The sequence below is a fragment of the Streptococcus mitis genome, assembly GCF_047464965.1.
In the GTDB taxonomy this organism is placed as follows: Bacteria; Bacillota; Bacilli; order Lactobacillales; family Streptococcaceae; genus Streptococcus; species Streptococcus mitis_DU.
In genome coordinates this window covers 77,100-91,377 of sequence record NZ_JASHAT010000005.1, presented here as the reverse complement: position 1 = coordinate 91,377, position 14,278 = coordinate 77,100, and the positions used below count along the sequence as shown (strand labels likewise).

12 protein-coding genes and 1 tRNA gene are annotated in these 14,278 nt (G+C 42.5%); 1 reads left to right on the top strand and 12 read right to left on the bottom strand.

The window, feature by feature from the left end; genetic code table 11:
* Positions 1-14: 14 nt before the first annotated feature.
* A complete protein-coding gene (gene zwf, locus QM408_RS04460; RefSeq protein ID WP_414373760.1) occupies positions 15-1,502 on the top strand; it encodes a glucose-6-phosphate dehydrogenase in 1,488 nt (495 codons plus the stop codon).
* Positions 1,503-1,547: 45 nt separating this feature from the next.
* Here zwf and ftsY read toward each other — a convergent pair whose 3' ends face one another.
* From ftsY to leuB, 12 genes are all read right to left on the bottom strand, one after another.
* Positions 1,548-2,822 carry a signal recognition particle-docking protein FtsY gene (gene ftsY, locus QM408_RS04455; protein ID WP_414373758.1) on the bottom strand — a complete coding sequence of 425 codons (1,275 nt, stop codon included), beginning with the start codon at positions 2,820-2,822 and terminating at the stop codon, positions 1,548-1,550.
* Between the two features lie 3 nt (positions 2,823-2,825).
* Positions 2,826-3,644 carry a Cof-type HAD-IIB family hydrolase gene (locus QM408_RS04450; protein ID WP_414373756.1) on the bottom strand — a complete coding sequence of 273 codons (819 nt, stop codon included), beginning with the start codon at positions 3,642-3,644 and terminating at the stop codon, positions 2,826-2,828.
* Complete coding sequence (locus tag QM408_RS04445) at positions 3,644-4,438, bottom strand: Cof-type HAD-IIB family hydrolase (protein ID WP_020902802.1); 795 nt, start codon at positions 4,436-4,438, stop codon at positions 3,644-3,646. Before QM408_RS04445 ends, QM408_RS04450 begins: the two co-directional genes overlap by 1 nt.
* Positions 4,435-7,974, bottom strand: coding sequence for a chromosome segregation protein SMC (gene smc / locus QM408_RS04440; RefSeq protein ID WP_371483784.1), 3,540 nt, complete (start codon positions 7,972-7,974; stop codon positions 4,435-4,437). Before smc ends, QM408_RS04445 begins: the two co-directional genes overlap by 4 nt.
* On the bottom strand, positions 7,965-8,663 hold the full coding sequence (gene rnc, locus QM408_RS04435; protein ID WP_000661488.1) for a ribonuclease III: 699 nt from the start codon (positions 8,661-8,663) through the stop codon (positions 7,965-7,967). The genes smc and rnc overlap by 10 nt, the downstream gene beginning before the upstream one ends.
* A gap of 182 nt (positions 8,664-8,845) precedes the next feature.
* Positions 8,846-8,917, bottom strand: a tRNA-Arg gene (locus tag QM408_RS04430).
* Between the two features lie 66 nt (positions 8,918-8,983).
* On the bottom strand, positions 8,984-9,970 hold the full coding sequence (locus tag QM408_RS04425) for a GMP reductase (RefSeq protein ID WP_000931164.1): 987 nt from the start codon (positions 9,968-9,970) through the stop codon (positions 8,984-8,986).
* Positions 9,971-10,168: 198 nt separating this feature from the next.
* Positions 10,169-10,948, bottom strand: coding sequence for an L-threonylcarbamoyladenylate synthase (locus QM408_RS04420; protein WP_000160505.1), 780 nt, complete (start codon positions 10,946-10,948; stop codon positions 10,169-10,171).
* A 27-nt stretch (positions 10,949-10,975) separates the two neighbouring features.
* Positions 10,976-11,569 carry a 3-isopropylmalate dehydratase small subunit gene (gene leuD / locus QM408_RS04415; RefSeq protein WP_049501797.1) on the bottom strand — a complete coding sequence of 198 codons (594 nt, stop codon included), beginning with the start codon at positions 11,567-11,569 and terminating at the stop codon, positions 10,976-10,978.
* 9 nt (positions 11,570-11,578) lie between these two features.
* The gene (gene leuC, locus QM408_RS04410) at positions 11,579-12,961 is read right to left on the bottom strand and encodes a 3-isopropylmalate dehydratase large subunit (protein ID WP_049501798.1); all 1,383 of its coding nucleotides are present in this window, start codon (positions 12,959-12,961) and stop codon (positions 11,579-11,581) included.
* A gap of 3 nt (positions 12,962-12,964) precedes the next feature.
* Entirely contained in the window at positions 12,965-13,234 is a 270-nt protein-coding gene (locus QM408_RS04405; RefSeq protein WP_414373752.1) for a DUF1294 domain-containing protein, read from the bottom strand.
* Positions 13,231-14,268: a 3-isopropylmalate dehydrogenase gene (gene leuB, locus QM408_RS04400; RefSeq protein WP_269796706.1), complete on the bottom strand. Its 1,038-nt coding sequence runs from the start codon at positions 14,266-14,268 to the stop codon at positions 13,231-13,233. Before leuB ends, QM408_RS04405 begins: the two co-directional genes overlap by 4 nt.
* Between the last annotated feature and the right edge of the window lie 10 nt (positions 14,269-14,278).

Below are 14,278 nucleotides of genomic sequence, written 5' to 3'. Positions count from 1 at the left end.
AATTAGGTAGCTAGATGTCATCTAAGGTTATTGTTACAATTTTCGGTGCGAGTGGAGACCTGGCTAAACGCAAGCTCTACCCTTCCCTTTTTAGACTATATAAATCCGGCAATCTTTCCGAGCACTTTGCAGTCATTGGAACTGCTCGTCGTCCTTGGAGCAAGGAATATTTTGAATCTGTTGTAGTCGAATCGATCCTTGATTTGGCAGATAGTACCGAACAGGCTCAAGAGTTCGCTAGCCACTTCTACTATCAAAGTCACGATGTCAATGATACAGAACACTACATTGCTTTGCGTCAATTGCAGGCTGAACTAAATGACAAGTATCAAGCTGAACACAACAAGCTCTTCTTCTTGTCTATGGCGCCTCAATTCTTTGGAACTATCGCAAAACACCTCAAGTCTGAAAACATTGTGGATGGTAAAGGTTTTGAGCGCTTAATCGTTGAAAAACCATTTGGTACAGATTACGCAACTGCAAGCAAGTTGAATGACGAGCTCCTAGCAACATTTGACGAAGAACAAATTTTCCGTATCGACCATTATCTTGGTAAGGAAATGATTCAAAGCATCTTTGCAGTTCGCTTTGCCAACCTGATTTTTGAAAATGTTTGGAACAAGGACTTTATCGACAATGTTCAAATTACCTTTGCAGAGCGCTTGGGTGTAGAAGAACGTGGTGGCTACTATGACCAATCTGGTGCCCTCCGTGACATGGTACAAAACCATACACTCCAACTGCTTTCCCTCCTTGCCATGGACAAGCCAGCAAGCTTCACAAAAGACGAGATTCGTGCTGAGAAGATTAAGGTCTTTAAAAACCTCTATCATCCAACAGATGAAGAGCTTAAAGAACACTTTATCCGTGGTCAATACTGTTCTGGTAAGATTGATGGCATGAAATATATCTCTTATCGTAGCGAGCCAAATGTAAATCCAGAATCAACAACTGAAACCTTTGCATCTGGTGCCTTCTTTGTAAACAGCGATCGATTCCGTGGCGTTCCTTTCTTCTTCCGTACTGGTAAACGTCTGACTGAAAAAGGAACTCATGTCAACATCGTCTTTAAACAAATGGACTCTATCTTTGGTGAGCCACTTGCTCCAAACATTTTGACCATCTATATCCAACCAACAGAAGGTTTCTCTCTCAGTCTAAATGGGAAGCAGGTAGGAGAAGAATTTAACTTGGCTCCTAACTCACTGGATTACCGTACAGATGCAACCGCAACTGGTGCTTCTCCAGAACCATACGAAAAATTGATTTATGATGTCCTAAATAACAACTCAACTAACTTTAGCCACTGGGATGAAGTTGGTGCGTCATGGAAATTGATTGACCGTATCGAAGAGCTTTGGGCTGAAAATGGTGCCCCACTTCATGACTACAAGGCTGGAAGCATGGGACCTCAAGCCAGCTTTGACTTACTTGAAAAATTCGGTGCCAAATGGACTTGGCAACCAGATATCGCCTATCGTCAAGATGGTCGTTTAGAATAAAAAAAAATCCTGCAAGTTTGTAGCTTGCAGGATTTTTGTTTCTGATTAGATTAAGCCTTCCAAGAGACCCTTCATAAAGTTTTCTGAGTTAAACTCTCCAATATCATCGATTTTTTCACCAAAACCAATCAATTTTACAGGAATATTGAGTTCTTCACGAATGGCTAACACAACACCACCTCGAGCAGTACCATCAATCTTAGTCAAGACAATTCCTGTCAAAGGGGTGATTTTCGAAAATTCTTTAGCCTGCACCAGGGCATTTTGACCTGTTGATGCATCAAGCGCTAAGAAGGTTTCATGCGGTGCTTCTGGCACAACACGTTTGATAATACGACCAATCTTTTCCAACTCAGCCATGAGGTTGTCCTTATTTTGCAGACGACCAGCGGTGTCAATCATAAGAATATCGATACCTTCAGCTACAGCACGTTCCATGCCATCAAAGACTACACTAGCTGGGTCAGCTTTTTCAGGTCCAGTCACAACTGGAACGTCAACACGACGGCCCCATTCAGCTAGTTGGGCTACTGCCCCTGCACGGAAGGTGTCTGCCGCAACCAGCATGACCTTCTTACCAGCTTGTTTGTAGCGGTGGGCTAGTTTCCCGATAGAAGTTGTTTTCCCGACACCATTAACACCGACAAAGAGCATGACTGTCAAACCATCTTGGAAGTGGATACGTTCATCATAGTTGCCATCCTCTTCATAAAGCTCAACCAATTTTTCAATGATGACACGGCGAAGTGCGTCAGGTTTCTTGGCGTTTTCAAGCTTGGCTTCGTAGCGTAGCTCCTCCGTTAAGTTAGAAGCGACTTGAACACCAACGTCACTCATAATCAGCAGTTCTTCCAATTCCTCGAAGAATTCTTCGTCAACAGAGCGGAAGTTAGCAAAGAAGGCATTCAAGCGGGCACCAAATCCTGTACGAGTTTTCTTAAGACTGCGGTCATATTTTTCCTGAACAGTTTCTTCTACCTGAGGCCTTTCTGCTTCAAGAACTCCAGAACTATTTTCTTCTACAGCTTCTATGAACTCAGGATTTTCTTCCTCTGAGACTTCTTGTGAGTTTGGAAATTCTTCGACTTCTTCTTGAGAAACTTCTACAGCTGGCTCTGAATCCATACTTTCTTCAACTGTGTCTTGGATTTTCTCTTCTTCAAGCACAGCTTCTTCAGAACTTTCAACTTCTGCTACTTCTTGAGAAACTTCCTCAGCTTCTGTATCTTCAGACAAATCAAGATTTTCCAGAGCTTCTTTTACAACTTCTTCGATTTTAGGTTCTTCTTTTTTTCCGAATAGACGGTCAAATAATCCCATATCTTAGTTCTCCTTTAGCACATATTCTTCGATAGCCCAAGCAACAGCCTCTTCATCATTGGTCATTGGCGTCACTACATTTGCGACTGCCTTAACTTCAGGAACAGCGTTTTGCATGGCAACACCGAGTCCTGCCCATTCAATCATAGAAAGGTCATTGGCCTCGTCACCACATGCCATAACTTGGCTTTGGTCGATTCCAAGATGGCTGATTAGTTTTGCCAAACCTGTTGCTTTATGAACATTCTTTGGTGACCACTCTAGCAACATTTCACGTGATTTAAAGATTTCATATTGGTCAAACAATTCTGGAGAAATCTTCTGAATGGCTGCATCCAAGGGTTCTTGAGCAAAGGCAGTCACGCACTTATTGTAAGTCATTTGACTAGACAGGTCTTCAAAGTCAACTGGTACAAAAGTTAAAGCTGGATTGAATTTAGAATAAAGACTTTCTTGGTCAGATTGGATTTGATAAACAGTTCCTTCTGAAATAGCGTCAAGAGGCAGTGATAATTTCTCTGTTTCCTCATACAAGCGTGCCACATCATCATATGAAAAAACTGTCTTATCAAGGATTTCACCTGTATTTTTCTGAACCAAACCACCATTAAAGGTAATGGTATACTCATCTTCCTGACCGTCAGTCCCTAGCTCATGGAGAAAGAAATCCATAGCTTTTAAAGGGCGACCAGTTGTCAATACGACCTTGATACCACGATCACGCGCAGCTTTCAAGGTTGCCTTGGTGCGATCCGTCAGCCTTTTATCAGTAGTCAGCAAGGTCCCATCCAAGTCCAATGCAATCAATTTTATATCTGCCATTATAAGCCCTCCATATAAGCTATAACCGACTGGTCTTTATGGTGACCAATCACAGTCTCTGCTAATTCTAAAATTTCTGGTCGTGCATTTTCAGGAGCTACAGGATGACCCACAACCTGCATCATATGCAAGTCATTTAGATTGTCTCCAAAAGCCATAACCTGATCCATTGTGATACCAAGTTTTTTAGCTAATTCAACAATGGCCACACCCTTATCGACATAGTCCAGAACAATATCAATGGATTCAAAGCCAGTTGTCATGGCCTTAACACCAGGAACATGTTCGTTTACCCAAGCTTCACCAGCTTCCAGCGTTTCTTCTGTGAAGTTGGTTGTAAATTTGAAAATGTCATCTTTAATATCTTCCAGACTCGCTACTTTTTGGATATTTTCATTATAGTGCTGACTCACTTTTAAATAGGTCTCATCAACCGTATCTAGAACATAAGCTCCCTTTTTTCCTGTCAAGAGCAGTTTATTGATATCTACATAAGGTGAAGTTTTCAGCCTTTCAAAAGTTGATAGATAAAACTCACGAGACATGGTCGCTTCATACAAGTCCTGACCTTGATATTCGACCAAACTGCCATTTTCTGCGATAAAAATAATGTCATCACGAACATCAGCAAATAATTTTTCTAGAGATAAAAATCCGCGCCCCGAAGCCACCGCAAAGTAAATCCCTTTTTCCTTGTAGGAAACCAAGAGAGACTTGAGGCGGTCCATATCAAAGCGTCCATTCTCATCTAGGAAGGTTCCGTCCATATCCGTTGCTACTAGTTTAATTGTCATCCTTCAATACTTTCTAAATCTTTTAACTTAACCGAAACAATTTTTGAGACACCTGACTCTTGCATGGTCACTCCATAGATAGAATCGGCTGCCGCCATGGTTCCCTTACGGTGGGTTACGACGATAAACTGGCTGTCCTTATCAAATCGATTGAGGTAATCCCCGAAACGTTTAACATTGGCTTCGTCAAGTGCAGCCTCTACCTCATCCAAGATAACAAATGGAATGGTCTTGACACGAATAATGGAGAAAAGCAAAGCTAGAGCTGACAGAGCTTTTTCACCACCACTCATGAGGTTAAGCGACTGGATTTTCTTACCTGGAGGTTGAACAGAAATCTCCACACCAGCTGTTAAAAGGTCGCCCTCAGTCAATATCAAGTCCGCCTGACCTCCACCAAACATCTGCTTGAATGTCACTTTAAAGGACTCACGAATAGCTTCAAAGGTGGATTTAAATCGTTCCTTGACCTCATCATTCATCTCTGTGATGGTTTCAAGAAGCAGACTTTTCGCTGATAAAATATCATCTCGCTGACTATTTAGAAAGTCCAGACGGTTGTGAACTTCTTCGTACTGGTCAATAGCTTCCAAGTTGACCGGACCCAGCGAACGAATAGCCTTCTCTAAGTCCTGCACCTCTTGCTCTGCCAGATTGAGATTTTCCAACTCATGCGCATTTTCTAAAGCTTCAGTATAGCTAATCTGATACTGGTCTGTTAATTGGCTTTGTAGATGACGTAAGCGCTCGCTGACCTTTTCTTTCTTAGCTTCAGCACGTGTTTGCTTGCGAATCCACTCTTCATTCTGCTGGCGAGCCTGATCCAAATGACTAGCAATATCATCCAGTTGACCTTCAATATCATCCAACTCAAACTGCTTGCGAATTAAACCTTGTTGGAGGTTTGTTTTCTGAGTTTTGGCTTCTTCTACCTGTTGACTGAGCAAATCTGTATCAACCTTCTCCAGATTATCAACCTTTTCTTGAAGAAGGCGCTGGATTTCCTCTTGTTCGATATCTAGATTATTCAATTCCTTGCCTAGACGGTCAATATCAGCTACTTCATAACGTTTTTGCCCTTGTAGTTCTGTCTTAAGCAAGCGAGCTTGCGCTACCTGTTCTTGCAAGTTCTGATAACGTTCTTGGATGGCATTTTTATTAGACTTAATCTCTTCAATCTCAGCTTCCAGATTTTGCTTGTCACTGGAAATAGTAGCAAGTCGCTCTTGGCATTTTTCCTTATCTGCTTGCCAATCTCCCTCAGAAAGACGATTTAATTCCTCTTCTTGGAGTTTCCAAAGAGTTTCCAGTTCTTCAACTTGATGACTGGTCTGCTGATAAGCGAGGGACAAGCCTTGCTCCTGAATACGTGCCTGCTCTCCTTGAGATTTGATAGCTTCTAATCTTTCTGTCAATCTAGCCATCTCATCTTGCAAGGTCTTCAAAGATACCTCTTCTAAACGAAGACTTGCTTCTTCTTCAGCAATTTCTTTTTGCAATTGCTCCAGTTCTGGCTTGATAAAAATACTGTTGTTCTGGCGATTGGCTCCACCTGCGTAAGAGCCACCTGTGCGCAACTCTGTACCGTCCAATGTCACCATACGAACCTGATAACGAACCTGACGAGCTGCTGCACGCGCGTGTTCTACGGTATCAAAAATTGCTGTCGTTGCTAGCAAGTTTTTGAAAATAGCTTCTAGTCTAGTATCGAAAGTAACCAGCTCATCTGCCATGCCCAGAAATCCTAGACTTGCAGCGATAGCATCTTGGTTCTGACTAGAAATCGTACGCGCTTTGATCGTGGTCAACGGAAGGAAGGTCGCACGACCGGCTCTGTTCCGTTTGAGGAAATCAATAGCCTTAGTCGCCGCGTTCTCATCTTCTACGATGATATGCTGACTGCTTGCCCCTAAGGCAATCTCTAGAGCAGTTTGATAATGAACATCAAAGGTCAGGTGCTCACTGACTGCACCAATAATCCCACCAAGGCGGTCTTTTTCTTGGAGAACACTCTTAACACCTGCATAAAAGTTACTATGATTTCTGAGGATATTTTCCAAACTTTGGGCTCTAGCCTGCTTGTTTTTGAGATTATCCAGACGGGCAAAGAGTTGATTTTGTTGAGCCTGATAGGAAGATTTCTGATTCTCTTGCTCCTTGGCAATAGCTTGGTAGTCAGCCAATAATTTCTGAACATGCTCCTTGGCAGCTTCAAGCTCGTCTTTTTGCTGACTGGCCTTCTCTTTAGCTGTAGCCAGTTGTTCTTTTAGTTTTTGTAGTTGATCTGCTTGTTTTTGAGAAAGCTGACGACTATTTTCCAACTCATTCTCAATACGGGTCAGCTGGTTTGAGACATCCGCTTCTTCTTGTAAAAGAGCTACAAAGCGTTCACGTAGAAGCTCAATCATCTGATCAGGATCATCTGAAAAAGCTAGTAATTCAGCCTCTAATTGATTCAGTTTTTGATTATTTTGGACTAGATTTTCCTCTAACAGAGTTAAAGAGCTTTCTTTATCAGATTTTTCTTGGCTGAGTAAATTTCTCTTATCCTCCAAAGCAGCCAAACGAGCTTGTGCTTCCTGTTGATTCAGGGCTACTTGTTCAGATTCTAATTTCGATAGGGCTAATTTTCTCTCTAAATCACTAATCAGACTGGTCAAATCCATCAAACTGCCTTGGTCTTTGGCCATTTCAGCCTGTAAATCTTGGCGTTGCTTTTTAAGAGTATGATTTTCTTCCTCTAATTTTTCACGCTTTTGGTAATAACTAGTCAATAGTTCCTGAACCTGTGCCAACTCTTCTTCTGTCAAATCTAGTTCAGCCTTATTTTCCTTGATTTGAGCAGCTAAAACATCCAAGTAAATAGCTTTACGTTGGCCTTCCAAATCTAGAAACTTACGAGCATTTTCAGCTTGCTTCTCAAGAGGCTTGATTTGATTGTCCAACTCATAGATAATGTCTTCTAGACGATCCAGATTATCCTGGGTTTGCTGCAGTTTACTCTCAGTTTCTTTTCTGCGAGTCTTGTATTTTAAAACTCCAGCAGCTTCTTCAAAAATAGCTCGGCGTTCCTCAGGCTTAGAGTTGAAAATCTCCTCAACCTTCCCTTGGGAAATGATAGAGAAGGAATCTCGTCCCAATCCAGTATCCAAGAAAAGGTCATGAATATCACGCAGACGGACTTTCTTGCCGTCAATCTTGTATTCGCTATCTCCACTGCGATAGATATGACGTTCTACCCTGATTTCTTGACCTGCATCCTTGATAAATCCGTCATTATTATCCAAAGTCACAACTACAGAAGCATAATTGAGCGGTTTGCGACTTTCTGTTCCAGCAAAGATAACATCCGGCATCTTGCCACCACGGAGACTCTTGACACTAGACTCCCCCAAAGCCCAACGCAGACTTTCTGTAATATTCGACTTTCCAGATCCATTGGGCCCAACAACTGCCGTCACACCTTGGTCAAAGACTACCTTAGTCTTATCAGCAAAAGACTTGAATCCCTGAATTTCGATTTCCTTTAAATACATGAATCCAGCCCTTTCTCAACGGCATTTTTGGCAGCTTCCTGCTCTGCTAGTTTCTTAGAACGACCTTGACCTTGACCAATGCTCTTACCTTCAACAAGAACTTCTACTTCAAAAACCTTATCGTGGGCAGGACCCGTTTCAGAAATTACCTGATAACGAATAGCCACATCCCCATTGACCTGAAGCAACTCTTGGAGATGGGTTTTGTAGTCTGTAATCATCTCAAATTCGCCTGCTTCAACCTTAGGAATCATGACTTGATAGATAAATTCCTTGACTTTGGCCACATCCTTGTCCAAAAGGAGGGCACCAAGAAAGGCCTCAAAGGCATCACCAAGAATGGTATCACGATTGCGACCACCAGATTTTTCTTCCCCCTTACCCAGCTTGATAAACTGATCAAACTGACAATCACGCGCAAAACCAGCCAAACTCTCCTCACGGACAATCATAGCACGGAGTTTAGATAAGTCACCCTCAGGCTTTTTAGGATATTTTTTATACAGATATTCTGAAATCAATAGCTGTAGAACAGCGTCTCCTAAAAATTCCAAGCGTTCATTGTGTGAAATTTTTAAGAGGCGGTGCTCATTGGCATAACTCGTATGAGTAAAGGCAGTCTCCAGTAAATTTTTGTCTGCAAATTCGATTGCAAAATGGTTCTTTAGTACAGTTTGTAATTCTTTCATACCAACCTCTTTCTAACTGATAACAGTCCTTTTTATTATATCAAAAAAAGCCCCCTGAGTCACTTTAAAACGGGACTGGAGAGCATTTGGGAATTCTTTAAAAAGAGATTTTCAGTTTTAAGGGCCAATTTAGGGCTGTGTAAAGAAAAAAGCCCTATTAAAGGCTTTTTAGGATGTTTACATCCACCCTGAGGGAATCGAACCCCCATCTCAAGAACCGGAATCTTACGTGATATCCATTACACTAAGGGTGGAAACTTGTTTTATTATAACAGAAATTTGCTCTAATAACAAGTTTTTTTCTAGTGAGATAGCCCGTCTTAGTGGGAAGCATCCCCATTCCAGATGGAGTTTTTCACGATAACATAATCAACGTGTTTAAGGTCAGCAACCTGACGTCCACCTGCATAAGAAATAGCACTTTGAAGGTCTTGTTCCATCTCAGTTAAAGTGTCTTGCAGATGACCTTTAGCAGGAAGCAAGATACGTTTGCCTTCCACATTTTTGTAAGCACCTTTTTGATATTGTGAGGCTGAACCATAATATTCTTTGAACTGTTCACCATCGACTTCAATCGTTTTCCCTGGACTTTCAATATGTCCTGCAAAGAGGGAACCAATCATGACCATGCTAGCACCGAAGCGGATAGACTTGGCAATATCACCGTGAGTACGAATTCCTCCATCAGCAATAATCGGTTTACGTGCAGCCTTGGCACACCAACGAAGGGCAGCCAATTGCCAACCACCTGTACCAAAACCTGTCTTGACCTTGGTGATACAAACCTTACCTGGACCGATTCCGACCTTAGTAGCATCCGCACCAGCATTTTCCAATTCACGCACAGCTTCTGGTGTTCCCACATTTCCTGCAATGACAAAGGTATCTGGCAATTCTTTCTTGATGTGTTGAATCATAGAAATCACGCTATCCGCATGACCGTGGGCAATGTCAATCGTGATGTACTCAGGAGCATCAGCCTTGAGCTGGCTAACAAAATCATACTCATAGTCCTTAACACCGACAGAAATAGAAGCAATGAGCCCTTGATCGTGCATGCGTTTAATAAAAGGAATGCGTCCTGCCTCATCAAAACGGTGCATAATGTAAAAGTAACCACCTTTAGCAAGTTGCTCTGCTACATTTTCATCCAAAATCGTCTGCATATTAGCTGGCACAACAGGTAGTTTAAAGGTGTGATTTCCTAGAGTGACACTTGTATCTGCTTCTGCACGGCTTTTAATGACACATTTATTTGGAATCAATTGAATATCTTCGTAATCAAAAATTGGAAATTCATTTAACATATCGATGTCTCGTTTCTTTTGTAATGACCTACCTATGCTTGCGCATCTCTACGCCTTTTCCGACGTTTCCTTAATTAATTATAAATCAAAGTACAGATTTTGTCAAATAATTTTATAAATTAAAATATAATGTTCGGATTTTTCTTGCGTAAATAGAAAAAAGAGGGGAAATTGTTTTCTCCCCACTTCTTCTACATTCTAATAATACTCCCCCTGACGGTAGTCCCATGAGTTAAAGGTGTCTGACAGGTGCATCATGATTTTATCAATGTCAAGCCCTTTACGGATTACAACTGGTGCTGGTGATGTTGAACGAGCTCCTCCTTGTTCTGGGATGAGTTTGCCGTCTTTATCAACCATAGAGACCATCACACCTTGCTCATAGCGAGTTTCAATCGTTTTGTCAGGCTGGATAGAAGCAACGTAGTCATCTGCCTCAATGACAAGGTCCACTGCCCCTTCGATACGTTCTCCAATACCTTCTACTTTACCACGGTTTCCTTTTCCAGATGGGTTAGCTGATGAGGCATAAACCATCTTGCCTTCTTCCCAAAGTTTGGCAGCCAATTGTTCACCAGCTTTACCAAATTTGATAACAAAACAGCTCGTTCCACGCACGTCAGTCATCAGCTCTTCACGACCATCACCGTATGCTTTGAGTTTTTCAAAAGCTTCTGGTTTCCAAGGAAGGATACAACCAAGAAGAATATCTTCATCCCAATGTTTTTGGTAGAAGGCTTCAATTTCTGGGTTAAGTTGTGCTAAAGCACGAAGCTCATCCATGCTACCGCAGAGAACAACACCTGGTTTGTTACGGTTACGCTCTTTGGCTTCAAACTTGCGTTCAAGTCCTGCCTTATCACTAGTCATAATGATGTAACCAACTTTTGTAGGGCAAACAATACAACCGCCCTCACCTTTTAAAATATCATAGCCTTCTTGTGAAAGTGTTCCGTTCCATTGAATGTGTTTTGTCATAGTTCTATTTCCTTTTCTATTTTTCTTCTAATCCTGCCAGTAGGCTGGTCGTTGTTTTTCATAAGCAGCAATCAAATCTTCATACTGCAAGGTAATACCGATATCATCCAAACCATTTAAGAGCTTGTGTTTCCACTCGCTATCGATTTCAAAAGTGAATTCTCCAACTGGTGAGATGATTTTTTGTTGTTCCAAGTCCACAGTTATCTGGTCAGTTGGTTTTAGCTGGGCTAGTTTCTCTCTAACCTCTCTAGGCTGTACAATAGGCAACATGCCATTATTGAGTTCATTATTGTAATGAATGTCCCCAAAAGATCCTGCAATCACAACCTTAAAACCATAGTCCGCTAGAGCCCAAGCTGCGTGTTCCCTTGAAGACCCTGCCCCAAAGTTATCCCCTGAGATGAGGATACTAGCTTTCCTATATTCAGGTATATTAAAGACAAAGTCTGGGGCCTCAGTATACTTGTCATCCAGATAACGCCAAGCATACATGAGGTACTTACCAAAGCCTTTTTTATCAATTAACTTGAGAAACTGCTTGGGTAGGATTTGGTCGGTGTCGATGTTATCATTCATAAGAGGAACGGTCGTTCCCGTATAAACTGTGAATTTCTCCATATCCTCTCCTTACTGGGCTTCTGGCATTTGTCGAACATCTACGAAACGCCCTGCGATAGCTGCTGCTGCTGCCATGGCTGGACTGCAGAGGTGGGTCTTAGCACCAAATCCCTGTCTGTCTTCAAAGTTGCGGTTGCTGGTTGAGGCGCAGTGGACACCATCAGGGACCTTGTCTGGATTCATCCCTAGGCACATAGAACAACCTGGATCTCTCCACTCAAAACCAGCGTCTAGGAAAACCTTGTCCAAGCCCAACTTCTCAGCAGCTCGTTTGACAGGACGAGAGCCTGGAACTACGATAGCTGTTAGATTAGGAGCAATTTTCTTTCCTTTGACAAATCGCGCAGCCAGTTGCAAGTCGCTGAGACGAGCATTGGTACATGAACCGATAAAGATATAGCCTAGTTCAATATCTGCTGGCTTTTGACCAGGCTCCAAATCCATATAATTGTAGGCTCGTTCATCATTCATATCCTTAATTTCTGGGAATCTACTGTCAAAGTCAACACCCATAGCAGGGTTGGTTCCCCAGGTCACCATAGGAGCAAGGTCTGAGACATCCATATGAATAACCTTATCGTAAACAGCATCATCATCACTGACAAGGGTTTTCCAATCCGCCACAGCCTCTTCAAAGTCCTCTGGAACACATTCCCGTCCCTTGAGATAGTCATAGGTGATTTGGTCCGGATTCATGATTCCCATCTTAGATCCAAACTCGATGGACATATTGCAGATGGTCATTCGCTCTTCCATGCTCAGTGCATCAATAGCTTGTCCACGATATTCCACCACGTAGCCAACGCCGCAAGCAACGCCGTACTTGGCAATCAAGGCTAAAATGAAATCCTTGGAATAAACTCCTTTTTGAGGAACTCCAGTGAATTCTACCAGCATTTTCTTGGGTTTGACCTGCCAGAGGGTCTGGGTAGCGAAGACATGCTCAACCTCACTAGTCCCAATTCCAAAGGCGATCGCTCCGAAAGCTCCGTGAGTTGCCGTATGGCTGTCTCCACAGACAATAAATTTCCCCGGTTGGGTCCGTCCTGTTTCTGGACCTACCATGTGAACGATTCCCTGCTTTTCAGAACCGTGGGCTGCATGTTCGATCCCAAACTCCTCAACATTTTCAGCAAGCTTATCAATTTGTGCCTTAGAAATCACATCTCGAATATCGTAAATATTGACTGTCGGGACATTGTGGTCAAAGGTTCCAAATGTCAAGTCTGGTCGTCTCAATCTGCGACCTGCATCTCGTAGTCCTTGAAAAGCTTGCGGGCTAGTCACTTCGTGGATATAGTGCTGGTCCACATACATGAGTTGGGGTTGCCCCTCTTCTCCCGTGATGACATGACGGTCCCATAATTTATCAAAAATCGATTTTCCTGCCATCCATTACCTCCAAATAAAATATAAGGCTACTAGTGTGGTCACCATCCCGAGAAACCAAACCGTTTTAAAGTACCATTTTCGAGTCTTGTGGTGAAAAGTAATTCCTGCCAACCAGGCACCAAAACCACCACAAGTAAGAGCCAAAATGAGTAAGATTTTCTCTGGGATGCGCCAAGCTTTTCTCCTTGCCTTTGATTTGTCAATACCATAAATCAAGAAAACCATGACATTCCAAATCAAAAGGACTAGAGTAATTTTTTCGTCTAACTTCATAACCTTGCGATAATAGCTTCCGTCATTTCCTTGGTCGAAGCCTGTCCTCCTATATCTCTCGTTAAAATTCCAGCTGCTAAACTTGCCTCAACAGCACGCTCGATACGCTCTGCATCCTCATAACGTCCGAAACTATTTCTCAACATCATGGCAACTGATAAAATCATGGAAATAGGATTGGCAATTCCTTGACCTGCAATATCAGGCGCTGAACCGTGAATAGGTTCATAAAGACTTGGTCCATTTTCAGAATGACTGGCTGATGGCATGACCCCAAGTGTACCAGATAGGACGCTTGATTCATCAGATAAAATATCTCCAAAAAGATTCTCCGTCACGATGACATCAAACTTGGCAGGATTGGTAATCATGAGCATGGCAGCTGAGTCTACCAGCTGGTGTTCCAAGGTCACATCTAGGAAATCCTGTGCGACCTTCTCAGCTACTTTCCGCCAGAGTTTTGAAGTCGCTAGAACATTTTGCTTATCGATACTAGTAACGATTTTTCTGCGATTTCTTGCAATTTCAAATGCCTTACGAATAATCCGCTCTATTTCTTCATAGCTGTATTCGTTGATATCACGCGCTTTCCGCTCTTCAAGGATATGATCCCCAAAGTAAATCCCGCCTGTCAACTCCCGCACAACGACAAAATCTACACCAGCAATTCGTTCTGGTTTTAGTGGTGACAAATGCTTGAGACTCTCAAAAATCTTAACAGGGCGAATATTAGCATAGAGATTTAGTTCCTTACGGAGAGCCAGCAAGCCTTGTTCGGGCCGGACCTCTACTCCATCATACTGAGGACTACCGATAGCCGCTAGGAGAATGGCATCTGCTTCTCTACATGCTTTGAGGGTTTCACTAGGTAAAGGATGGCCTGCTGCATCAATTCCTGCACCTCCAAAAGGTCGTTTGTCTATTTCATAGTCAAAGCCTGTTTTTTTAGCTATAGCTTCCAGAACCTCTAACCCAGCATCCATGATTTCTGGGCCGATTCCATCCCCTGCCAGAACTACTATTTTCTTTGTCATAGCTTTCTCC